This window comes from Pseudoalteromonas sp. CST2 (genome assembly GCF_028599385.1).
In the GTDB taxonomy this organism is placed as follows: Bacteria; Pseudomonadota; Gammaproteobacteria; order Enterobacterales; family Alteromonadaceae; genus Pseudoalteromonas; species Pseudoalteromonas atlantica.
This window is the reverse complement of record NZ_JAQREO010000001.1, coordinates 472,071-496,176: the sequence shown is the minus strand read 5'-3', so window position 1 is coordinate 496,176 and position 24,106 is coordinate 472,071. Positions and strand designations below refer to the sequence as shown.

The following is a 24,106-nucleotide window of genomic DNA, read 5'->3' as shown; positions in this document are numbered from 1 at the left end:
TTGGTATTAGCTAGCCCTCGAATTTCGCACGGTTTTAGGTATATACTCTTTGTATAATAAAAGCTTAAGGGATAAGTAAATGGCCAATAATTTTCGCGTTATGTTTGTAGGACTCGCCGAGGGCACTGAGGCTAAAACGGCCTGCGTAAATTTAGCAAGTAAGCTAAAAACGTCTGAAGATAAAGTAACTCAGTTTTTTAATGGCAAAGCACTCTTTGCACCTAGCAATAAAGACAAAGCCTTAAAGCAGGCCAAATTACTGGCAAGCCTAGGCATTAAAAGTAAGTTACAAGCCACTGGTGAGCTACCCACTCAAAGCCCTAGCGCAGCAAGTCAGCGCGATGAGCGGATTTTTGATGCCCTTGATTACATAACAAGCAGCCTGATCCGCCTAGAAGAAAAACTAGAAGAGCTAGAACAAAGGCTTCCAAGCAATGAGCTAAAAAGCCCTACAGACGAAAGCGATGACTGGCAAGAAGATGATCTTATGCTTGACGAGCAGCTCGATGAACCCGTTAAAACGCGTAGCAATACTTTGTTATATTCACTGATTGCCACTGCCGTTTTACTACTTATTGTGCTTGCTGTTTACTTAGCTTTTCCTGATTTAGTGTCTAATTAATCAAAGGTGCGTAATTACAATGAGCAATAAACGTACACACATACGCCAATCTATTCGCCAATTACGCAATAAGCTATCAAAAAAACAGCAAGAAAAAGCCGCGGCACAGCTAAAGTTGAATTTTACTCAACAGCTAAATAGCGATAAAACAGCCTCACAAAAACATATAGCCATTTACTTTAGTAACGATGGAGAATTAGATACCTCATTGTTAATTAATGAGTTATGGCAACAAGGCCACTCCCTTTACTTACCCGTTATACACCCATTTAATGGGGCTACTTTGCTGTTTCAACGCTATGAAAAAAACTCACCCATGAGGGCAAATCGCTATGGTATCTTGGAGCCTAAGCTGAACTGCTCTCAAATATGCCCATTAACTGATTTAGATTACTTACTGATGCCACTTGTAGCATTTGATAATCAAGGTAATCGATTAGGAATGGGGGGTGGATTTTACGATAAAACACTGGCGCAATTACACGCTTACAATAGGCAAAAACCGCAACTTATAGGCTTAGCACATAGCTGCCAAAAAGTAGATGCACTGCCAATTGAATCGTGGGATGTTCCACTTAAAACCATTATTACTCCCGATAAAATTTATCACTGGTAATAAACACCCACTACACATTTGAAATATGAGCATAACAATGACGCAAGACGAATTAAAAAAAGCAGCTGCGTGGGCTGCACTCGAGTTTGTAAAAGAAAACACCATTGTTGGTGTGGGGACAGGCTCTACCGTAAATCATTTTATTGATGCCCTAGGCACAGTAAAAGACACCATAACGGGTGCGGTATCTAGCTCTGAGGCTTCAACAGCGCGTTTACACGCGTTAGGTATTGAAGTGTTTGAGCTAAACGATGTAGATGCTCTTGATGTATACGTAGACGGCGCAGATGAAATTAATGCCCAAAACGAAATGATCAAAGGCGGCGGCGCAGCACTTACCCGCGAAAAAATAGTCGCAGCCGTTGCAAAACAATTTGTTTGTATTGTTGATGACACAAAATTAGTAGATACATTGGGTGATTTTCCGCTTCCGGTAGAAGTTATACCCATGGCACGCAGCTACGTAGCGCGTGAATTATTAAAACTTGGTGGCGACCCTGTGTACCGCCAAGGCGTAGTAACCGATAACGGTAACGTTATTTTAGATGTACACAATTTAAGTATTAGTAATGCCAAACAACTTGAAACACAAATTAATTCAATTGTTGGCGTAGTTACCAACGGCCTATTTGCGATGCGCGGCGCTGATAAAGTGATTATCGGCACTAAAAATGGGCCACAAATTAAATAGGATGAGGTTATGAGTAAGGTATCGTTAGCAAAAGACAAAATTAAAATTCTCTTGCTTGAAGGTGTTCACCAAAGCGCAGTAGAAACGCTTAAACGTAATGGTTACAGCAACATCGACTACGTAAAAACATCGCTACCTGAGGACGAACTTAAAGAGCGTATTAAAGATGTGCACTTTGTAGGGCTTCGTTCTCGTACTCATATTAACCAAGCAGTTTTAGACTCAGCTGAAAAGCTAGTAGCCATTGGTTGTTTTTGTATTGGTACTAACCAAGTTGACTTAAACTCAGCTCGCGAGCGCGGTATTGCGGTATTTAATGCACCGTTTTCAAACACTCGTTCAGTAGCTGAGCTTGTACTTGGCGAAATACTATTACTATTACGTGGTATTCCAGAGCGTAATGCAGCAGCGCACCGTGGCGGCTGGTTAAAAACAGCAACCGGCTCGTTTGAAGCGCGCGGTAAAACGCTCGGGATTATTGGTTACGGTCACATAGGTACACAGCTTGGTATTATGGCTGAAAACATAGGTATGAACGTAGAGTATTACGACATTGAAGATAAGCTCTCTTTAGGTAATGCCACACAAATTCATAACCTAACACAGCTTTTACAACGCGCTGATATTATTAGTTTACACGTACCAGAAACACCGCAAACTAAAAACCTAATTGGCACAGCAGAACTTGCCGTAATGAAGCAAGGGTCAATACTAATTAACGCTTCACGCGGTACTGTAGTGGATATTGATGCACTTGCCGAAGCACTTAGCGAGAAAAAGCTAAGCGGCGCAGCTATTGATGTATTCCCTGTTGAGCCAAAATCTAACGAAGAAGAATTTGTATCGCCACTGCGTGAATTCGACAACGTTATTTTAACGCCGCACATTGGTGGTTCAACCCAAGAAGCGCAAGAAAACATTGGTATTGAAGTAGCCGGTAAATTAGCTAAATACTCAGATAATGGTTCAACTATTACAGCGGTTAACTTCCCTGAGGTTTCGCTACCAGAGCTTGCTAACCGTAGCCGCTTATTGCACGTACACCACAACCGCCCTGGCGTACTTACGCAAATTAACCAAGCATTTGCCCAGCACGGTATTAACATTGCCGCTCAGTACTTACAAACTGATGAATCAATTGGTTATGTAGTTATTGACGTAGATACCGATCAGTCAGAAGTTGCACTTAAAGAGCTAAGCGCAGTAGAAGGTACAATTAGAGCGCGTATTCTTCACTAAGCTATCAGCTAAAATAATAAAAGCCGTACTTGATTAATCAAGTACGGCTTTTTTGTATTAAACTGGCTACTAAGAGCTGTTCGCAATTACTCGCCTTTAACTTCTAAATTAACAAATTTAACTAGCTCTTCAGGCTGGCCAGCTAACATCATTATTTGCTGGTTTACTTCCATCATGGTTTTACCTTCAGGCAATTTTGCCGATATGCTTAATGAGTTTAAACCTTTGGCAAAATCAGTCAGCGCCTGTGCAATTTCTTCAGTTACGGGAGCTTGCTGTAACTGTTGCTGTAGCGTCATTTGCATTTGCTCAAGCGTCATTCCTTGTTTTTCAAGCTCGCTCACAAATAGCTCTTTTAATTTGCCTTGGTTATTAAGTACTAAATTAATATTTCGTGGCTCAAGCTTACTCATAGCTTGCATAACTAAGGTTTGCTGTTGTAACTCTTGCTCGTACGTAAGCGGCGTGTCACCTGCTTCTTGCTGTGCTTTGCTTATAGCAAGGGATGCGTCCATTAATGCTTTAGAATTGGCAAGGCCTACATCCATATTAAAACTAGCAATATCTTTTGCATCTAGTTTTAAAACTACGTCACTGTCGCCAGATTGTTCATCGTAATCGAGCGATGAGCTTAAGTCGTAACTTGCAGAGGCAAGCATTTCGTTTGTATCAGCAGGTAGTTTTGCTACAAAGTCTTTATCGAACTGAAAGCTTTTTACTGTAAACGATGTATGTGGCGATATTTTATCGGTTTCGTAACCGGTTACTTCAATACTTTGAATATGCGCTACGTTATCACCTTCAGGGCTAATTACTTCCATGTTAGTAATTTCAACACTTTGAGAAATAACACTTGCCGATAAACCCGCGTATTTAAATGTTGCACCGGTTTGATCGCTCACTAAAGCAAGCTGCTTGTCTACTTCGGTACGTACTTCTTGAGTTGCTACATAGTTTGCGTAGCTAACACCGCCTACGCCAGCTGCAACAATGGCTATGGCTATTACGAGTTTTTTCATGCTATTTCCTTATTCTGATCTGTATATAAATTGTGTTTGCTCAAGAGTAACATTGCACAGCAGCAGCTGTAAGCGTTAATTAATTAAACTCAGTAACTCGTGCACGGTTTTTACTGGCGTAATTTTAGCCCCTAGTCCTTCCATCGATTTATGGTAATTACGAAACGGAATAAATATTTCAGTAAACCCATGCTGTGCCGCTTCTTTAACCCGTGGTACACCGCTGTCGATTGGGCGCACATCGCCGTTTAAACTAAGCTCTCCCATAATGCAGGTTGTACGCGGTACAACAAACTCGTTTAAGCTGCTTAAAAGCGCGGTTACTAACGCTAAATCAATACAGGTTTCGGTTTCATCGATTCGTAAGCCGCCCACAATATTAAAAAACGTATCGTGAAATATTTTAGTTTTGGTGTGTTTGCGTAAAATACCAGTGAGCATTTTTATTCGGTTCATGTTTAAACCCACACACACACGCTGCGGAAATTCGGCTTCGGTTTCGGTGGTTAAACATTGTATTTCGAGCAATAAGTTACGGTTACCTTTTCGGATACACGTAATAGTAGAGCCTGGTGATTCCGTACTTGATCCCGATAAAAAAATCTCGCTGGGGTTATCAACACTCAACATGCCGCGTTCGCACATTTTAAAAATACCTACGGTATCAATATCACCAAAACGGTTTTTGTTAGCTCTAAGCGTACGTACCTGTCCATCATTCGTGTCAATGTGCAATAAGGCATCCACTATATGCACTAATGTTTGCGGCCCTGCAATTTCGTTATTTTTATTAACATGGGCAATAATAAACATAGTGACATCGTTTTGCTTACAATACTGAGTAAGCGCTTGTGCGGCACTTTTTACTTGCGAAGGCGAACCAGGGCTGCCATTTGCAGTGTCGGTTACAACAGCTTGAATAGAGTCGATAACAGCAAACTTAATTTTATTTTTATCAAGCTCTTCAATAATGGTTTCTACGCTAGTTTCAGAAAGTAAATAAAGCTCATCGGCGTTATAGTTAAGCTTTAAGCGGTTTACACGGTTTTTAAACTGCGACAACGACTCCTCAGCAGTACAGTAAAGTGATGGCATACGCTGCGACATTCTGGCTACTAAATCAGATAACAGCGTTGTTTTACCTGCACCTGGGTCGCCCGATATAATATTAACCGAGCCCGTGGTTACGCCGCCGCTTAGTACACGGTCAAGCTCGCCTATTTCTGTTAGCTGCTTTTCGGCCTCGGTGGTGGCTACATCATCAATTTTTTTAGAGCCGCCTCCAATGCCACCTGCATAACCACCAACGGTTGCTCGCGCAGCGGCTTTTTTACTTTGCCCTGCAGAGGGTTTAAATTCTGCCAACGTGTTCCACGCACCACAGCGACACTGACCTTGCCAACGTTGGTAGTTCATACCACACTCTGTACAAACAAATTCTACTTTTGCCGCCTTAGCCATTTATAACCTTACCTACTATTCTTTAATTTAAAATGCATACATTTAGTTGTTTATTTTATCATGGGGAGAACGACATAGCAGCGCTACATTGCTAAAGCCAATCAAGGACCTATATTAGAAACAAACACATGTAATTTTCTCTTTTACTTTAAGTTAGGGCATACTTATTGCTTTTAAATACTTTAAAGTAACTTGCCAACAAATTGGCATTTAACACATAATAACAAGAGTTAAACTGTACTTACACGAAAAATCGTACCTATATTAATAACATAGCACGATGTTACGTTTATTGAATTTTTCAAATAAATGGACTTTACAGTATACCTACTTTTCAATTAGACGGTGACGATTTATAAATGGCTGAAGACATACTGCTCAAACACGAAGACCTCGTAAATGAGCTAAAAACCTATTTAGGTAACGCAAAGTTCGACCTAATTTTCAAATCTAAAACGGCAGGTTTAACAAAGCCTGAGCAGTTTTTAATGAAAATGGAAATGTCGCGCCTATCTCAGCCAGTTGCCCGTTTTGTTGACCTGCGAGGCTTAGTAACAGGCCAAGTTCGCCCGTATGAGCACAATGGTAAACAACACTTTATGGATGACACCGCCATAGAAGTATTTGAGGCAGCCTTAAAACAACACGGCGGCTATACTTTAGCGGTATACGAAGCGGTAATGAATACCGAAAACAACCATCGCGTACTACAAAAGCAAGCACAAGAGCAAAGTGATACACAAGTTGAAAACGACACTCTGACTACCAGCGTAATAAAATTTGCCTCTTATGAAAGCCGCTCTGAGGAGCGAATGAACTACTCGATTAAAGTTAAAATTGAGTACAACGATAAGAAAAACATTGCCGCTAGTACCTCAGATATCTCTTTGAGTGGTTGTAAAATTAAGCTTCCTACCCGCCAAATTATAAAAAAAGGGCAGCTAATTGCCATGCGGCTAGTAGGGCTTGAGCAAGATTTTGAGCTAGGCCTTAAAAATGGTATTCAATATGAAGTAGTTGCAGTTGAAAACATATCTCGTGAATATAACCACATTCGTTTAAAGCGTACTTTTATAGAAAAAAATGAAGCGTTCGATAATTTTTTAGATAGCTTTATAAACGGTAATAAACGCCGCTATAAAGTGAACTTAGATAACACCCTAGATGCTGTTGTTTCAAAGGGTTATGAGCAATATTATATTCCGCGCGTTACCTCTTTATACGTATTTTTAAGTAAAAAAGGCGAACAAATTGTTCCTAGTTTAAGCCTAACCACTGAAAATAATATTTTTATTCAGCGCTATTTTACTGATGAACGAAAAGTGCCCTGCTTATATAGCATTTTAAATAATCAACGTATTAGCCAAATGCTTACCCAAGTAAACGCAGTAAAAGAAGATTACTTATATACGTTTACTCATGTTTCTGCAGGAAAAATTTATTACTACTCAGCCACGCGTACAGAGCTTAATAACAACCCTAAATTAAGAAACCTGTTTTTAGGGTTTGGTAGCCAAAAAGACAGCTGGCAATGCTTTAAGTTACAAGTTATGCCAAGCCACCCAGATGATTCGTTTATTCCATTATCGTTGCCTAACTCGGCGGGTAAAAACATAGAAAAGCTTAATAAGCCACCTTCTCCAAGAGTGGCAGGCCTTATAAAAGATGTAAAATACATTGCGGTTTTAACCGCCATTGGCAACAGTGAAGAACAAGCGCATTATAAGAAGCAGCCCTACGATAAGGCGTTAGTTAACCAGCTTAAACATTTTGGCCACGCTAAGCATAATAAGCCTCCTTATTTAGATATTGTGCCACTAGAGTATGTAAATTTACGCTCTCACAAACGTTACTTGTATAAAACACCTGCCGAGCTTACGTTTGAGGATAAGCAGTATCAGGCTCATACTCGGGATTTTTCGGTTATGGGTTTGCAATTAGAGTCAGCCTCGCCGGTTAGCTTTAAAAAAGGTGATATTGTTTTACTGTCTTTCCCCGATTTACAAAAAATAACTAAAAAGCATAATTTAAGTGAGCTTAAATACGAAGTGATGGCAATTAGTAAGTCGTTAACGACCATTAATTTAAAAGCCAACAGAGTTGCTGACTTACCACATGCAGGGGTTAACTTTTTTACCCAATTAATTCAAAGTAATAAAGATAAATTAAAAGTGTCTGAAGAAGCCCCTAAAATAGAAGGCCTTTCTACCGCACTGAGAAATATGGTGACCAAAAGTGTGTGCCAATTCCCGCTTTATTTACATAAAGAAGCAAGCCACTTTATTCCTGGTGCCATAGGTTTTGGTTTATATGCCAGCCCAATTCACGTGATTTTACAAAATTTTGGCTTATTAAATAATAAAACTGACCTAAGCCATATTTTAACGCAGCAACAAATTATTGATGTGATCACCCCAAGCATTAAAGATCGTAGCCGACAAGACCCGCCTTTGCCGTTTACACTCGCAATTAATTTTGACCCTAAACAAGATAACATTGAAAAGGCTGTGACGAGCCAATGCGTACTAGGCGAAAACTATTCAAGCTTTAGTGAGCAAATTAGCGCAGGCGTTAAATCTGAGCTGGTATTTGTTATGCGCTTGTACTTATCGCGAACGGGTCGCCCAGATACAGACTACCTATCAAACGAACTTAAATATGTAAGCCAATATGCAATGCACAAAGCAAAAGACATAGAAGAAGCGCTGTGGGCAGTATCTGGGGTGGGTGATATTGTAGATATAACCGACGAAGCGCTTAGCCATTTAGAGTTAGATCAAAAGCAGGTCGATCAAATGGGTCGCAGAAAGCTGTTATGGTTAAACCGCTTGCGCTAAGCGGCTTAATACCAATCGACTTAAAAGTTTATAGCGTGCTAAATAAAGCGTTAACGGCGTTATAAACTTCTCAAATAGAACAACTACATGTCGAAATTTATGCCTTGTTATCACGCTATTTATCTATCGCTATAAATGTCTAATAACTTAACCCGATTGGTATAACTTATTTTGGTGGTTATTCTCAGGTTACTTATTTAAGGGAATAGCCAGCATATACAATAATTGCAGTAACGAGCCCTGACATATAGCCGCTTGAGCTTGCTCCACCACTTTTGGTTTACCATGTACGGCAACACCTAACCCTGCTTTTTCCATCATGAGCAAATCGTTTGCACCATCGCCAATGGCTACCGTTTGTGTATTATCTAAGCCCAGCTTTTGCTGCAGTGTTTCTAAAACAACCGCTTTTTGCTGCGCATCAACAATGGCACCAGAGACTTTTCCTGTGAGCTTATCGTTTGCAAATTCAAGCACATTAGCATGTACTTCATCTAAATTAATCAGCTGCTGCACACGCTCGGCAAAGGGTACAAACCCGCCTGATGCTATAGCAAGATACCAATTATGCTGCTTTAATATTTGGCATAACGCTTTAATACCTGGCATTAATGGTAAGGTGTTTTTTAAGTCTTCAATTAAGCTTTGCTCTATGCCTGCTAACTTTGCTACACGCTGATTTAAACTTTCGCTAAAATCTAGTTTGCCCGCCATTGCAAGCGCGGTTACAGAAGCCACATCGTCATATACATCTGCTAAACGTGCAATTTCATCAATGCACTCTATGGTGATGGCGGTAGAGTCCATATCCATAACCAGCAGCCCTGGCTCATATAGGTTAGGTGGCGTTGTAACTTGCACTAGCTGAAAATCAAGCGTGTTTGCAAACTCTCTTAGCGCAAGCGGGTTAATTTTTTGCTCTGCCTCTGGGCTATAAAAACACAGAGCTGGGGCTAACCCTAAGTCGGGCTGATATTGACATATAGCTGTTACTTTAAGCCCGTGCGTTTTTAAAAAGTCGATAATACTCGTTACATGCTTTAGTTCAAAATCGCCCGCAAACGCAATACTAAATAACCCAACGGTTTTATCTGATATTGTTTGAGCAGGAGTAAAACTCCCTTCTTTGTAATCAAACCATGTGTTTAGCGTTAAAGAATGTAATGCTTGCTCAGCAGCTGGCTGTGCCATGTTCATTTGCGACATGGGTTCTCCGTGTTTGTTATTTATTTTTCTAATTTGGCGTATCAATTAGGGTATTCATAACGCTAAATTCGCCATCGGGGTAGATTTAAGGTTATAGTTAGCGTAGTTGTAACATCAAATCAAAATGCTGTCAGTAGCATATACGGTGACTATGAAAAATAACCATATAAAAAGCCCTTTGTCTGCATCACAAAGAAAGCGAATCGTTCGCTTATTATTGGCTGCGGGCTGTTTTGTATTACTGAGTTTTGTAGGTGTTAACAGTAGCTTTGAAAGCCACCAACTACTTTATAATAGTGCCGATAATACTGCCAAAAGCTTAACCTCATTTATGGCTCTTAATGCTAAAGAGCCATTGCTTGCTAAAAATAAGCCACAGCTTAGAGCTTTGTGTAATGATATAAGCAAAGACGAGTTTGTACTTTCAGCCACAATTTACGATCAGCAAGGCGTACTGATAGCCAGCAGCGATCACTGGCAATCGCACCATATATTTGGCCAATTGCCAGAGTCCACCCCAGGGATTAGTAAACTAAAAACCCCGTTTGTTGAGCCTGTTGTAAGCGACATAGATAAGCCTTTAGGCTTTGTATCTATTACTTATTTAACCCGCGCGGCAATATCTGACAGCCACAATCACTTTCATGATTTAGGCAGGCAAGTTTTATTAATGCTAGTAATAGCCTGTATTTTTACATGGCAGCTAGGGCGAGGCCTAAAACGTTGGCAGGTAAATCGCTATATGCAAAAAACCTCAGAGCAAGAATCGTAAAGCTGCTGAGCAAGTTCGGCTTTATTACTATTTGGCTTTAAGCTGCATAAAACTTCAAATACAGCAGGAATATGCGCAGGGGTGTTAATTTCTCCCTGATGGCCACTTAATGGCATTGAGGGTGCGTCCGTCTCAAGCACTAAATGCTGCGGTTCTATTTGAGCAATTACATCACGGGTTTTTGCTGCTCGTTCATAAGTAATAACGCCACCTACACCTAATTTAAAGCCCTGTTTAATATAATACTGTGCTTGTTGCATAGAGCCTGAGTATGCATGTATCACGCCGCCATATTTTGGCTTGCAGCGCTTAAACGCATGCGCAATTAAATCATGGCTTTGCCTGTGATGCACAATAAGCGGCAGCTTGAGCTCGTTAGCAAGGGTAATATGTTGCTCAAATAGGCTGGTTTGTTTTTCAAGGTCATCAATACTTCTATCAAGCCCGCACTCCCCTATTGCCACCAGCTGTTTTTTATTGGTTTTTGCAAAATCGAATAACTGCGCTAAGTGAGCATCTTTATGCTCATCTAAAAAGTAAGGGTGAAGCCCTGCGGCAATATGTACTTGTGGGTATTTAGATTTAAATTCAATTAGTTGCTGAGATTGCGCCAAGCTAATACCTGGCACAACAAAGCGCTCAACGCCTTTAGCCATACACTCTTTTATGAGTGCTTCGCGGTTTGCGTCAAACTCAGCAAAATCGAGGTGGCAGTGGGAGTCTATAAACTTCACAGCGTAAACCGGTTAAGGGTTTAAACGTGTTATTTGCCAGCTATTATCAGTTTGGCGCTGATATATAAAACGGTCGTGTAAACGATGTGCGCCGCCTTGCCAAAACTCTATTTTAGTAGGCACTACGCAGTAACCGCCCCAAAAATCAGGCAATGGAATTTCACCATTAGCAAATTTACTCTTCATATTGGCAAAGGTTTCCATAAGCACTTTACGCGATGAGACTGGCCTGCTTTGCGCTGAGGCCCATGCTGCTAATTGGCTTTCTTTAGGGCGCGATAAAAAATATTTAGCGACTGCAGCCGTCGGTAATGGTTTTGCCTCACCGTATACAATCACTTGGCGCTCCATATGATGCCACGGAAAATGTAGCGATATTTTGTTATTGCCTTTTAGCTCTTGCGCTTTACGTGAGCCGGTATTAGTAAAAAATACAAACCCGTTATCATCTAAATGTTTTAACAATACAATACGCTGTGAAGGTTGCCCTGTTTCATCAACCGTTGCCACAACCATGGCCGTTGGGTCTGGGATATTACTGCCCACAGCATGCTCAAGCCAGGTTTCAAATTGTTTGAATGGATCATCTTGCAAGTTATCTTCGCTTAGCGCGTCTTGCAGGTATTCACGGCGGATGTCTTCGAGTTTCATAAACAAATCCTTCTCTGTTTATTAAAGCGTATGTGGGTAAGTAAGGTCAGGCAATTAATAGTAATCAGTAATAAGAACAATTTTATATTTTGGGTTAGTGCTTGGTTAATGTTGGGTTTCGTTTCACTCAACCCAACCTACGGTGCAAACCTATATATCTGCAAGTGTAGAAGTGCTAGCAAGGCGGTAAAACTATTTATGCCAAGGAGCATACAGTTAGTATGTGACTTAGGCTAAAAAAGCACGACAACGCAGTCAAAGCGAACTACACGAAGCAGAAGGTTCACCTAAGTAGTTTAGCCTAAGACAAGGCATCCACCTCCTACTTATCCCTATGAGCATACGGTTTGTATGTGATTAGGGTAAGTTGGGGTGGATAACGCAGTATTAGGTTAAAATACGACGGTGATTACATTTGCTCCATGACTTCAATGCCAAGCAAATCCAATCCTGTTTTTAGTGTATCTGCCACTAAATTACATAACACTAAACGGCTGTCACGTACGCTTGGCTCTACGCCTTCTTTTAGTACTGGGCAGGCTTCGTAGAATGTCATGTATAGGCTAGCTAGCTCGTATAAGTAGCTACATAGTACGTGCGGAGTAGCCTCAGAGATCATTAAATCAAGGACTTCTTCAAGCTGTAGTAGCTTGAGCGCGAGGGCTTTTTCTTGCGGCTCGGCTATGGCTACATCTGCATTTAGCGTAGCGGCATCGACACCTGATTTACGGAAAATACTGCGTACACGGGTATAAGCATATTGTAAGTAAGGTGCTGTTGCGCCTTCAAAGCTTAACATGGTGTCCCAGTTGAATATGTAATCGCTGGTACGATGCTTAGAAAGATCAGCGTATTTAACTGCGCCAATACCTACTTTACGCGCAATTTCGCTGCGATCATGATCTGATAAATCAGATTCACGCTCAGCAAGTTTTGTTGCTGCACGACTAATGGATTCTTCAAGTAAATCAGCAAGTTTTACTGTACCACCTGTACGGGTTTTAAATGGTTTACCATCGGCGCCCATCATGGTGCCAAACGGGCAAAACTCGTAGCTTGTTTCATCGCGTAAAAGGCCTGCTTTACGTGCGGTAAGCTCCACTTGATTAAAGTGAAGGCTTTGGCGTGCATCAACAAATATTAAAATACGCTCAGCGCCTAAGGTGTTTGAGCGGTAGTTACACGCGGCTAAATCGGTGGTTGCATATAAAAAGCCGCCGCCAGATTTTTGCACAATAAACGCCGATGGCTCACCATCTTTATTGGCAAGTTCATCTAAAAACACAACTTGTGCGCCTTGCGACTCTACCGCTATGTTTTTATCTTTTAATAGGCTAATAATATCGTTAAGCTCACTGTTGTAAGCACTTTCAGCCATAATATCGTCTTGGGTAAGCGTTACGTTTAGACGTTTGTAAACTTCTTCAGAGTGCTTAACAGAGGTCGCTATAAATAGCTTCCATAACTTTTCACAGTGCGCGTCGCCGCCTTGTAGTTTAACTACATAGTCACGGGCTTTATCGGCAAAGCCTTCTTCATCGTCAAAACGCTTTTTAGCATCGCGGTAAAACGTTTCTAAATCAGCAAGCGCTACCGACTCTAAGTCTACGCCTTGGCTAATTTGATCTTCTAAATGCGCAATTAGCATACCAAATTGTGTGCCCCAATCGCCCATGTGGTTTTGACGAATGACTTTGTCGCCTCTAAATTCAAGCGCACGTACAATGGCATCGCCAATAATGGTTGAACGCAAATGGCCTACGTGCATTTCTTTTGCAAGGTTAGGTGATGAGTAATCTACCACGACAGTTTGCGGATTTGCGTGCTCGTTTACAGCCAGTTTTGCATCGTTGTTTGCTGCTTTTACACTGTTGGCTAAAAACTCAGGTTTTAAATGAATATTAATAAAACCTGGGCCGGCAATTTCTGTTTTTTCAGCGATGTCGGTTACATCTAGGTTATCAATAATTTTTTGCGCAAGCTCACGTGGGTTGCTTTTCATTTTTTTAGCGGCGCCCATTGCACCATTAATTTGGTAATCACCAAACTGTGGGCGTGTGCTTTGTGTAACAGCTGGGTTTGTGTCTTCTGGTAGGCCTGCTGCGGTCATGGCGGCAATGGCTTTTTCTACTAAAATAGTACGAATGTTCATTATATTATTTACCTTTGTAAGCCCGCCATAGCAGGCTTTCAGTTAACTTTAGTCAGTCGATTCTAGTTTTCGCGCGTATGGTTAAAGGTTACCTCTGGGTAACGCTCTACCGATAAGTTAAGGTTTACACGGCTCGGCGCTATGTAAGTTAAGTTATCGCCACCATCGAGTGCTAAGTTGCTTTCGCACTTACGTTTAAACTCTTCAAACTTTTTAACATCGTCGCTGCTTACCCAACGTGCCGTATTTACATTTACGCCTTCGTAAATTGCATCTACGTTGTACTCAGCTTTTAAGCGCGCTACAACCACATCAAACTGTAGTACACCCACCGCGCCTACAATTAAATCGTTGTTAGTAAGCGGTCTAAATACCTGTACAGCACCTTCTTCAGAAAGTTGTACTAAGCCTTTTAATAATTGCTTTTGTTTAAGCGGATCGCGCAAACGAATACGACGAAATAGCTCAGGCGCAAAGTTAGGAATACCGCTAAATTTAAGCTTTTCGCCTTGCGTAAAGGTATCACCAATTTGAATGGTACCGTGGTTATGCAAACCAATAATATCGCCCGCATATGCATCTGCTGCACGCTCACGATCGCCTGCCATAAAGGTTACCGCATCAGAAATACTAATTTGCTTACCAAGGCGTACGTGGTTCATTTTCATGCCTTGGGTGTATTTGCCCGACACAATACGCATAAATGCAATGCGGTCACGGTGTTTAGGGTCCATGTTGGCCTGAATTTTAAACACAAAACCGGTAAAGTTTTCTTCTGTTGCGATTACTTGGCGGTCATCTGTTTCGCGCGGTAATGGCGTTGGTGCCCATTGCGTCAAACCATCAAGTACATGGTCTACACCAAAGTTACCAAGGGCTGTACCAAAGTACACCGGTGAAAGCTCACCCGCTAAAAACAATTCAAGATCAAACTCATTTGAGGCACCAATTACCAGCTCTAGCTCTTCACGTAATTGCTCAGCGAGTTCTTCACCAATGGCGGTATCAAGCTCTGGGTTATCTAGGCCTTTTACAGTGCGAACTTCTTGAATAGTATGCCCTTGGCCTGTTTTGTATAAAACCGCCTCGTCGTTATGAATGTGATAAACACCTTTAAACTCTTTACCACAACCAATTGGCCAAGTAATAGGCGCACAGGCAATATTTAGCTCTGTTTCTACTTCATCAAGTAGTTCCATTGGGTCACGAATATCACGGTCACACTTATTCATAAAGGTAACAATAGGCGTGGTACGTAGGCGCGTAACTTCCATTAGCTTACGGGTACGTTCTTCTACACCTTTTGCGGCATCAATAACCATTAAACACGAATCTACCGCGGTCAATGTACGGTAAGTATCTTCTGAGAAGTCTTCGTGTCCAGGGGTATCAAGTAAATTAACCAGCGCATTGTTATACGGAAACTGCATTACAGAGGTAGTAACCGATATACCACGCTCTTTTTCCATTTCCATCCAGTCAGACTTTGCATGCTGATTAGAGCCACGGCCTTTTACAGTACCGGCTTTTTGAATCGCTTGTCCGAACAAAAGTACTTTTTCGGTGATGGTGGTTTTACCAGCATCCGGGTGCGATATGATTGCAAAAGTCCTTCGCTTGCTAATTTCGTTGATAATATTCTGGTCTGCCATTAATAAGTTCTTTTAGTTTGATGCCAAGTTACATGCATAACATTGAGTGTATGCAAGGCAACCCGTTAAGTTGATCGTTATTAACTGGGCTTTGAGCAATTTAGTGTGAATAAATTGACAACAATTAACGCCATATAGCTAATTTTTTAATAGTGGCAATTGTAACAGGAGTCGGTATAAAAGTGTGCTATCTAACTCAAAAATATCTTGGCTTTATATGCAAAAGGAAGGAGTAACTAATTTTAAGGGCCAGCAACATGGTTACTGGCCCTATAATTAACGCAATGTGCTACTGCGTTATTGAAATACTTGGCACCACCGACATACCTACTCGTAACTGCTTAAGCGCCGGCTGGTTTGCATCTAAGCTAATTTTAACCGGTAAACGCTGCACAATTTTGGTGAAGTTTCCCGTGGCGTTATGAGCACCAATGGCTGAGTAGCTCACGCCACTGGCAGGGCTTAGGCTATCAACATGGCCGCGTAAAATTTGCCCTGGTAGTGCATCTACTTTTATTTCAACTTCTTGGCCTACTTTTACATTAGCTAGCTGAGTTTCACGGTAGTTTGCACTAACAAACACTTTATCAAGAGGTACAACAACCAATAGCGGGCTGCCTGGGTTTACATACGCCCCTACACGCACCGATTTTTGGCCAACTATGCCATCAATAGGCGCAGTAATTTGGGTATACGATAACTTAAGCTCGGCATCTACTACACGAGCTTTAGCTTGTACAAGCACGGCTTTGGCTTTTTCAATATCGGCACGTAAAATTTCAATCTGCTGCTTTGCTGCTGCAAGGCCTGCTTGGTTTTTATGCAAGTTTGCTTTTTGAATAGCCAGCTTTGCTTGTGCTTCTTCTCGTGCTTGCACAGTGCCTGAGCCATCGGTTGCTAAGTTGGTATAACGCTTTAAATTTAACTGCGCTAATTTAAGTGATGCAGTGTCGGCCTCTACCGCAGCTTGCGCTTGTTGTACCAGCGAATCTTGATAAGTTAGCTTAGCTTGCAAGCTAGCTACACTAGCTTTAGCACTATTAGCTTGGGCTTTAGCAGAATCTAGGGCCACTACAAAATCGCGATTATCTATGGTGGCAATTAAATCGCCTTTTTGTACTCGCTGGTTATCTTTAATGAGTACTTGATCTACCGTGCCAGATACCTGAGGCGCCACAAAGGTAAAGTCGGCTTGCACGTAGGCATCGTCAGTTGTTTGAGTTGCACTTTGCGACTCCGGTTTATTAAGATAAATAATACTGCCTGCAACAACGGCAAGTATAGTTGCTACAACGGTTAATTTAACTACTTTTGGTAAGGCCATAATATATTACTCAACGATTAAAATTTAAGATTTACTAAGATTCGGGGCTGGTACAAAGTTCATACATAGCGCCAGCGGAATTAATACAAGTGCTAACACACCAAGCACCAAGTAGGCATCACCTACCGACATCACTAACGATTGCTGGGCAATAACGCCACCTAATTGATCATTAGGTATGGTGTTTGCCAATGAATTACCGACCAGTGAGGCGCGATCTAATAGCATTTCGTTATGAAAATGACTGCGCACCGTTAATAGCTGCCCCACAACAGCCCCGCCAATAAGCGAGCCAAACACACGTAATGTGTTTATGGTTCCCGAAAAAAACGGCCCTTCGCTTGGGTCTAGTACACTGGTCATTAAAAATAAAATAGAGACCACTGCCATGGGCTGGCCAAATGCTTGCAACAGCTGCGCTGTGATAAATTGATCCCGATGCCATAAAGGCGTAATTTGTGCACCGCTAAAACAGGCCAGCGCAATTAAAAATAATCCAATTGACATCACAATGCGGGCGTCTACCCATTTTTTGTATAAAAGCAGTGCCACTACCGAGCCAAGTACAAGTTGTGGTAGCGCAATTAATAACCCTACTGGCGCTAGCTGTAATGCTCTATAGCTATGCAAATTGGCTAAATGGGTTGAGGGCAACATTGAGCCCGACATCAACACCACTAACAACATGGTAAGCAGTACAGAGCCAATACCTAAATTGCGTCGGCCTAATAATTGCGGTCTCATAAACGGCGCTTTGTGATGCCACTCGGTTAATACGTAGCAGCCAAATAAAATTAGCCCACCAAAAAAACACACACTAATAAGCGATGAATTAAACCAATCTAAACGCACACCTTGATCAAGCGCGATGGCAATTAACGTCAAAGACGATACGCCGCACACTAGGCCTAACCAGTTTCCTTCTTTAAAGCGCGCATATTTAACGCCCTCTTTTGGAAGCCCCCACGCAGTTAGTGAGCCCGCAATAATACAAAGCGGAATAACTTGCCAGTAAATCCAGCGCCAGTCCGATAACACATCAGCCCACTGCCCGCTTAGCCAAATAGCTAAATTTGGGGCGAATGTAGCGGTCATGGCGTAAAGCGCTAAACCGTGTAAACGTATGTTAGGGGGTAAAAATTTAAGTGCAGCCATCATTAATATAGGAATGAGCGCGCCACTACTTACCCCTTGCACAAAACGCAGCGCAATTAATAAGTTTAAATCATGAATAAAAGGCAAAATTGCCGCAATAACGCCACATATAGTCACCATAGAAATATGAAAGCGTCTAACCGATAACGTAATGGCAAACCAAGAAGCAAAAGGCATAGCGATTAGCTCCCCAACGGTATAGGCGCTTGAAAGCCAAGAGGCATCGTCTAAACTAGCCCCTATTACGCCCCTCACATCTGCTAATCCAAGTGCCCCTACTCGGTTATTTAAACCCGTCATCATAGCGGCAATAAAAATGCCTAATAGCCCAGCCAGTGCTTGTTTTGATGGCCCTGCGGGCTTAGCAACAGGTGCTGCATTTTGTACAGGCACATTAATCGTGACTGCATTCATTTCTCGCCCTCCGCCTTGGCTGACATGGGCGCAAGCGCACTTTCAGGTAGCGCGTCTGGGTTCCAGCCACCACCGAGAGATTTATACAAATTTACAACCGCAATCGAGGCATTGGTTGCACTGTTATTTAACTTAGTTTGGCTTGCTAATAAATTACGTTGCGCCGTTAAAACACTAAGGTAGTCGGCTGCCCCTTGCTGGTAGGCTCTTTCAACGGTTTGTAAAGCCTGCTTATTAAAGTCGTGGGCAATTTCAACTTTGTGATGGTGATTTTGCTGCGCAGCCCAGCCATCTACTGCGTTATCAACTTCGTGCCACGCTTTTAGTACAGTTTGACGATACGTTAATGCCGCGTTTTTCTCGCGCTCTTTAGTAAGCTTAAGCTGTGACTTTAAGCGCCCACCCTGAAAAATAGGCAAATAAACATTTGGTCCCACTGAAAAAACACGTGAATCCCAGGTTGATAAATCACTCTGCGCATACCCTTCAACTCCTAATGAGCCCGTTAAAGTAATGCGTGGGTAAAAATTCGCTTCGGCCGCGCCAATAGCGGCAACAGCGCTGTGTAAGTTTGCTTGCGCTTGCAAAATATCTGGGCGGCGTTTCACAAACTCTGATGGAATAGCCGAAGGGATTTCGCTTGGCATAACAGGCGCAGCAATACGCTCGGCTAACAAAGTATTTAAGGCACGTGGTTTTTCACCTACTAGCAACGCAAGCGCGTTCATTAACACATTACGGCGCTGCGTTTGCTCTGGTAGCGCAGCATTAATTGTTGCCAGCTCTGCTTTTGCACTAATTGTTTCAAAACGTGTACTTACACCGTTTTTTTCGCGGCTTTGTGCAAGCTTTAACACACGCTCTGCAATGGTTTTGTTTTCGTGTGTTATGTTGAGCTGCGTTTGTGCACTGCGCAGTAACAAATACGTTTTAGCCACCTCGCCAGCTAAGCTAACACGCGCGGCTTCACGCGCATACAAAGAGGCCTGCAGCATAGCGACGGCCCCTTCTTCAACACGTTTATTACGGCCCCATAAATCAAGTTCCCAGCTGGCATCAAAACCAAGCTGCCAAAAGTTATCAGGGTCTGAGGGCGCACCGAGTGCAACAAACTTACCATTTTCGCTCAGCCCTTCGCGCTTGTAGTCAAACCCAGCAGATACACTGGGTAAGCGGTCTGCCGATGCAATACCCAATGCCGCGCGGCTTTGGGCAATTCGGCTTGATGCTAGCTGTAAGTCAAGATTACCTAACTGTGCTTTGCGCTCTAGCTCCGTTAAAATAGGATCGTTTAAAATTGTCCACCAATTCCACGCCAATTCAGCATTACCGCCTTGTAGCTGAGTAAATTCGGGAGTTGGCTTTATAGCATCGTTGTTTATATTTGTATTAGGCTCTTCAAAGTTAGGACCCACTACACAACCCGACAAAGCCGCAGCTAATGTAAGCGCAATAGCTGAATGCCGCGAATAATTAAAAAGTCTTTTATTAAGACACTGATTAGCCATTTTTAAATCCTAAATTAATAACACAATTATTTATGTACTGTACCGCTCGGTTCGAGTGATAAGCAAAAAAAAAGCTAAGCACGCTAATTGCTGCCTAGTCACACCTTAAATACATTTAAACAGGGTAATACCAATAGTTAACAGCTGCAAAAAACACCCTTAACTTAAAGCTCAAATTGAACTGTACCGCTCGGTTTGATATGCTAGGCGTAATTTAACATTATGTCAAGGTGAAATGTAATGACAAAAACGCTTACTAATGCCCAAAACACTCTGCCTCCAAGTGAATTAGAGCTTGGCGCAAAAGCACGAACGGTATTACACGCTGCACGTAAAATATTTTTAATTCATGGTTTTAACGGTGCAACCACCGACATGATCCAACGTGAGGCAGGCGTATCAAAATCGACGGTTTACGCTCACTTTGCAAATAAAGAAATTTTATTTTTAGCGGTCATTAAAAGTGAATGCGAAATATTTACAGCATCAATCGATAATATAACGTTTAAGCCAGGTAACTTAACAGAAAACTTACGCCGCCTTGGGCATGCTTATTTACAAATCGCTCTATCAGAGTCGGCCATGGCTTTATACCGAATTGTTGTTGCTGAAGCCCCCCGCTTACCCGCCCTAGGTCATATGTTTTATAACTCTGGCCCGCGGGTGGTAAAAGACAAGGTCTCTAATTATTTAAAAGCGGCAGTGGAATCTAAAGAGCTTGATTTTGAAGAATTAAACATTGAAGAAGCCACTAACCTATTTGTTGCCTTAATGCGCAGTGAGCTACATTTAATGTACTTAACTCACCCCGATCAGCCTGTGCTTAAAAAAGATATAGACCGCTGGGTAGAAGTAGCAATAAACTTTTTAGTGCGCTCTTACGGTACGGCTCACACTCAAAAGAACTAATTTTTAAATGTGTAATACTTTAAATAAATAGCATTTTAAAGCCACGCATTAATTTTAAGCGTGGCTAAATTACCCTCAATGCCAATGCCCTAAAAACGCATATTTTAATGCATTGTGCTAAACACTAATAAATATAAAAATAGCGCTACGGGTTAGCCCCTTGCGCTCAATTTATGACAGGCATTGATACTGCACTGTTAGCTATATAATTAAAAAACCAAGCAGCGCAGCCGCTAACTTATTTAAAATAAAGCTAAATATAGCACCTTAAAGATAGTCTCGCTTTCGGTGCTCACTAGCCTTGTTTAAACCAATTATATACACACTTTTTTTACGCTAAATTAACCCAAATCAGCTTACGCTTCTTGTGTAATAAAGTCGTAACGCATATCATTGCTAGATTGCACGGAGGATAAGTAGTTTGGTCATGAAAACCAGTAAGTTAAGTATTCGATTATTATGGTATATAACCCCGCTTGTTATATTACCCTTGTTGTTTTTAGGTGGTTTTACATTAACTAACGTAACCAACTCAACACAAAAGCAGGCTGATCTTATAATGAGTCGCTTTGTTGAGCAGCAACAGCAAAAGGTTTTCAACTACATAGACTCGTTTCATTCAACAGCAAAACTACTGTCTACCTCGCCTGTTTTAAACGATTTTTTATCAAACGACATTCATGCTGATGGCAGCTATACCCGCCGCTTAGGGGCACTAATGGATGTTTTTGCCAGTTACAGCGAAGCCTACCCAGATATAATTAGTATTAACTTAGTCTCGGCCAGTGGTAAAAGTGACGCGTATTATTCTAATAATTTAACTACCGCACCGCAGTCATACCCATTTTTTAAGCAAGTACTGCAAAGTAATTTGCGCCAACAACAATTTATGGTGCAAAACAACGATGGCACCACCAACTTATTTTTTGTACAGCGCGTACAAAGTGTTGATTACTATTTAAAACGCCCACAACAACTTGGCTTTATAGTATTACAAGTTGAACCCTCTATATTAAACACCAGTATTTTAGAGGCGCCTTATAACAACACCCTAAATTTACTGCTAACCAACGACGGGCAAATTTTATTTAGCTCAGACTACAGCTTACGTGGGCAATATATTACCGAGCACGAGCTTGAACAGGTTCACGATTTAGCCGATGTAGGCACCCTTTCGACTATTGAGCTTTCGAGCATAGATAAAATAGAAAGAATGATATTTGCCGTACAAATGAGTGGCGGTTATTACTTTGTATCAACCATTCCAAAAGGCGTGCTTTATCAATCGGGTAAGGCAATTAGCTTAATCACAGGCTTAATTGTGATAATTTCGGTGATCACCCTGCCTATCCTTATTTTTGTGGTTGTGCGCAATTTACTGCTAAACCCAATTGAGCTTTTAGGGGCCGCCAGCCACCGTGTAGGTGATGGTGATTTATCGGTAAATTTACCTGCTCATACAAATGATGAAGTTGGCGTGTTGTTTAACGATTTTAACCACATGATCAACCAAATAAGACACTACCAAGAACAGTTAGAAGAATATAAACACCACCTAGAAGACAAAGTAGAAAGCCGTACTAAAGCGCTTGAAGCGATGAACAGCCAGCTTGAACTTGCCATAGCTCAAGCAGAGCAAGCTAACCAGCTTAAAAGCCGCTTTTTAGCAAATATGAGTCACGAGATTCGCACCCCACTTACAGCCATTATGGGCTTTACCGAGCAGTTATTAATTAACGATAAAGTGGTTAACGACAAACAGCATTTAAATACCATTTTACGAAACTCTAAACACTTATTAGAGCTAATAAACAACATACTCGATTTATCTAAAATAGAAGCAGAAAAGCTCGCTGTAGAGCAAGCACCCCTTAATGTAGTGCAGCTGGTTCACGATATAGAATCAATTATTGAACCGCTAGCACACGAAAAACAACTCGGGTTTAGCATTCATTACGAGCTGCCATTACCGCGCACTATTTATAGTGATATGACGCGCTTAAAACAAATTTTGATAAACATAGCCAGCAATGCCGTAAAGTTTACCGAGCAAGGCAAGGTGTCAATTTGTGTGCACTATTTGCAAAGTAAGCAGCAGCTTGAATTTGTTGTTAAAGACACCGGTATTGGTATGTCTGAGCACCAAATAGAGCGTATATTTAAACCTTTTGAACAAGCTGATGCCACCACCACGCGCCGCTTTGGAGGCACAGGATTAGGTTTATGTATTTCTAAAAACTTAGCGCAATTATTGGGTGGCGATGTTACTTTAAAAAGCGAAATTGGCATAGGCAGTCGCTTTGCTATTACCGTTGATTGCCATATTAACGAGCCTAAACAGTCACTAGAGCTTTTAACTGAGCAAGCACAGCTTATTCCAGAAAAAGACCCTTTCTTGTCGTTTGCCACTTCTAGTTTTGATGCCAACATATTAGTTGCCGAAGATAACCCCGATAACCAGCTACTTATAAAACTGCTATTACAAACCTGGGGCCTAGAGCCAGATATGGCTAACAATGGTGCACAAGCAGTAGAAATGGCGTTAGTAAACGACTACCAGCTAATTATTATGGATATGCAAATGCCTGTAATGGGCGGCCTTGAGGCAACTAAAATGCTACGTCATGCAGCCTACGATGGGCCTATTATCGCGCTTACTGCCAATGTAATGAACCATGATATAGACACATACATTGAGGCAGGTTGCGATAAAGCGCTGGCAAAACCCATTGATAAAGACGCGCTTGAAAACGTGCTAGTTAGTTACTTAAACCTTGAAAAAGATAATCAGAACAAGTGGGATAGTTTACTAAAAAGTGAAAAGTTTCAGCAAATTAACGATAACTATGTGGCTAACCTGCCAAGTTACTTACAAAAGGTAAACAGCTTAAAAGCCAGTAACGATGCAGAGGCGCTTCGAAGTGTAGCTCATAGCTTAAAAGGCAGTGCTGGTTGCTTTAATTTTGACGATATTTACCACAGTGCAGCGCTACTAGAAGAAAACCTGCTTAGTAATGACCAAGCGCAACGCCCCACATTAATTGTAAATTTAATTAATGCTATTGAGCAAACCATAGCTAAAAGTAAAGAAACAGCCTAAAAGCGCGTGTTTTACTTTAAACGTTTATTTAGCGCTTAATTTAA

18 protein-coding genes are annotated in these 24,106 nt (G+C 41.6%); 8 read left to right on the top strand and 10 right to left on the bottom strand.

Annotation, left to right across the window (positions count from 1 at the left end; all coding sequences use genetic code 11):
• Positions 1-79 precede the first annotated feature (79 nt).
• Genes PSH41_RS02245 through serA form a run of 4 tightly spaced genes read left to right on the top strand, consistent with a single transcriptional unit; the run spans position 80 to position 3,168 of the window.
• Positions 80-622, top strand: a complete 543-nt coding sequence (locus tag PSH41_RS02245; protein WP_256851192.1) for a hypothetical protein — start codon at positions 80-82, stop codon at positions 620-622.
• Positions 623-641: 19 nt separating this feature from the next.
• Entirely contained in the window at positions 642-1,238 is a 597-nt protein-coding gene (locus PSH41_RS02240) for a 5-formyltetrahydrofolate cyclo-ligase (protein WP_273588766.1), read from the top strand.
• 37 nt (positions 1,239-1,275) lie between these two features.
• The gene (gene rpiA, locus PSH41_RS02235) at positions 1,276-1,929 is read left to right on the top strand and encodes a ribose-5-phosphate isomerase RpiA (protein WP_004586165.1); all 654 of its coding nucleotides are present in this window, start codon (positions 1,276-1,278) and stop codon (positions 1,927-1,929) included.
• A gap of 9 nt (positions 1,930-1,938) precedes the next feature.
• On the top strand, positions 1,939-3,168 hold the full coding sequence (gene serA, locus PSH41_RS02230; RefSeq protein WP_004586164.1) for a phosphoglycerate dehydrogenase: 1,230 nt from the start codon (positions 1,939-1,941) through the stop codon (positions 3,166-3,168).
• An 86-nt stretch (positions 3,169-3,254) separates the two neighbouring features.
• On the opposite strand, the gene PSH41_RS02225 is transcribed toward serA, so the two are convergent.
• Both PSH41_RS02225 and radA read right to left on the bottom strand, forming a co-directional pair.
• Entirely contained in the window at positions 3,255-4,187 is a 933-nt protein-coding gene (locus PSH41_RS02225; protein WP_029774278.1) for a hypothetical protein, read from the bottom strand.
• Positions 4,188-4,262: 75 nt separating this feature from the next.
• Complete coding sequence (radA, locus tag PSH41_RS02220; protein WP_004586161.1) at positions 4,263-5,648, bottom strand: DNA repair protein RadA; 1,386 nt, start codon at positions 5,646-5,648, stop codon at positions 4,263-4,265.
• 359 nt (positions 5,649-6,007) lie between these two features.
• Between radA and PSH41_RS02215 the strand changes: the two genes are divergently transcribed.
• The gene (locus tag PSH41_RS02215; RefSeq protein WP_273588763.1) at positions 6,008-8,485 is read left to right on the top strand and encodes a PilZ domain-containing protein; all 2,478 of its coding nucleotides are present in this window, start codon (positions 6,008-6,010) and stop codon (positions 8,483-8,485) included.
• A 189-nt stretch (positions 8,486-8,674) separates the two neighbouring features.
• On the opposite strand, the gene serB is transcribed toward PSH41_RS02215, so the two are convergent.
• Complete coding sequence (gene serB, locus PSH41_RS02210; protein WP_273588761.1) at positions 8,675-9,691, bottom strand: phosphoserine phosphatase SerB; 1,017 nt, start codon at positions 9,689-9,691, stop codon at positions 8,675-8,677.
• 151 nt (positions 9,692-9,842) lie between these two features.
• On the opposite strand from serB, the gene PSH41_RS02205 reads away from it, so the two are divergent.
• Positions 9,843-10,463, top strand: a complete 621-nt coding sequence (locus PSH41_RS02205) for an AhpA/YtjB family protein (protein WP_004586158.1) — start codon at positions 9,843-9,845, stop codon at positions 10,461-10,463.
• On the opposite strand, the gene PSH41_RS02200 is transcribed toward PSH41_RS02205, so the two are convergent.
• The 7 genes from PSH41_RS02200 to PSH41_RS02170 all read right to left on the bottom strand — a co-directional run bounded on the left by PSH41_RS02200 (position 10,430) and on the right by PSH41_RS02170 (position 20,053).
• Positions 10,430-11,197, bottom strand: coding sequence for a TatD family hydrolase (locus PSH41_RS02200; RefSeq protein ID WP_273588757.1), 768 nt, complete (start codon positions 11,195-11,197; stop codon positions 10,430-10,432). The two genes, PSH41_RS02205 and PSH41_RS02200, sit on opposite strands and share 34 nt — an antisense overlap.
• 12 nt (positions 11,198-11,209) lie before the next feature.
• Positions 11,210-11,848 carry a pyridoxamine 5'-phosphate oxidase gene (pdxH, locus tag PSH41_RS02195; RefSeq protein ID WP_096739178.1) on the bottom strand — a complete coding sequence of 213 codons (639 nt, stop codon included), beginning with the start codon at positions 11,846-11,848 and terminating at the stop codon, positions 11,210-11,212.
• A 409-nt stretch (positions 11,849-12,257) separates the two neighbouring features.
• A complete protein-coding gene (gene argS, locus PSH41_RS02190) occupies positions 12,258-14,000 on the bottom strand; it encodes an arginine--tRNA ligase (protein ID WP_054982738.1) in 1,743 nt (580 codons plus the stop codon).
• 62 nt (positions 14,001-14,062) lie between these two features.
• A complete protein-coding gene (prfC, locus tag PSH41_RS02185; protein WP_273588754.1) occupies positions 14,063-15,652 on the bottom strand; it encodes a peptide chain release factor 3 in 1,590 nt (529 codons plus the stop codon).
• A 289-nt stretch (positions 15,653-15,941) separates the two neighbouring features.
• Positions 15,942-16,976, bottom strand: coding sequence for an HlyD family secretion protein (locus PSH41_RS02180; protein ID WP_064385284.1), 1,035 nt, complete (start codon positions 16,974-16,976; stop codon positions 15,942-15,944).
• Between the two features lie 24 nt (positions 16,977-17,000).
• A complete protein-coding gene (locus PSH41_RS02175) occupies positions 17,001-18,545 on the bottom strand; it encodes an MFS transporter (protein ID WP_273588750.1) in 1,545 nt (514 codons plus the stop codon).
• Positions 18,542-20,053, bottom strand: a complete 1,512-nt coding sequence (locus PSH41_RS02170) for an efflux transporter outer membrane subunit (protein WP_273588749.1) — start codon at positions 20,051-20,053, stop codon at positions 18,542-18,544. Before PSH41_RS02170 ends, PSH41_RS02175 begins: the two co-directional genes overlap by 4 nt.
• 240 nt (positions 20,054-20,293) lie before the next feature.
• Between PSH41_RS02170 and PSH41_RS02165 the strand changes: the two genes are divergently transcribed.
• Together PSH41_RS02165 and PSH41_RS02160 are read left to right on the top strand one after the other, a co-directional pair.
• A complete protein-coding gene (locus tag PSH41_RS02165; RefSeq protein ID WP_055252831.1) occupies positions 20,294-20,962 on the top strand; it encodes a TetR/AcrR family transcriptional regulator in 669 nt (222 codons plus the stop codon).
• Between the two features lie 427 nt (positions 20,963-21,389).
• A complete protein-coding gene (locus PSH41_RS02160; protein ID WP_054982743.1) occupies positions 21,390-24,062 on the top strand; it encodes an ATP-binding protein in 2,673 nt (890 codons plus the stop codon).
• The last annotated feature ends 44 nt before the right edge of the window (positions 24,063-24,106 follow it).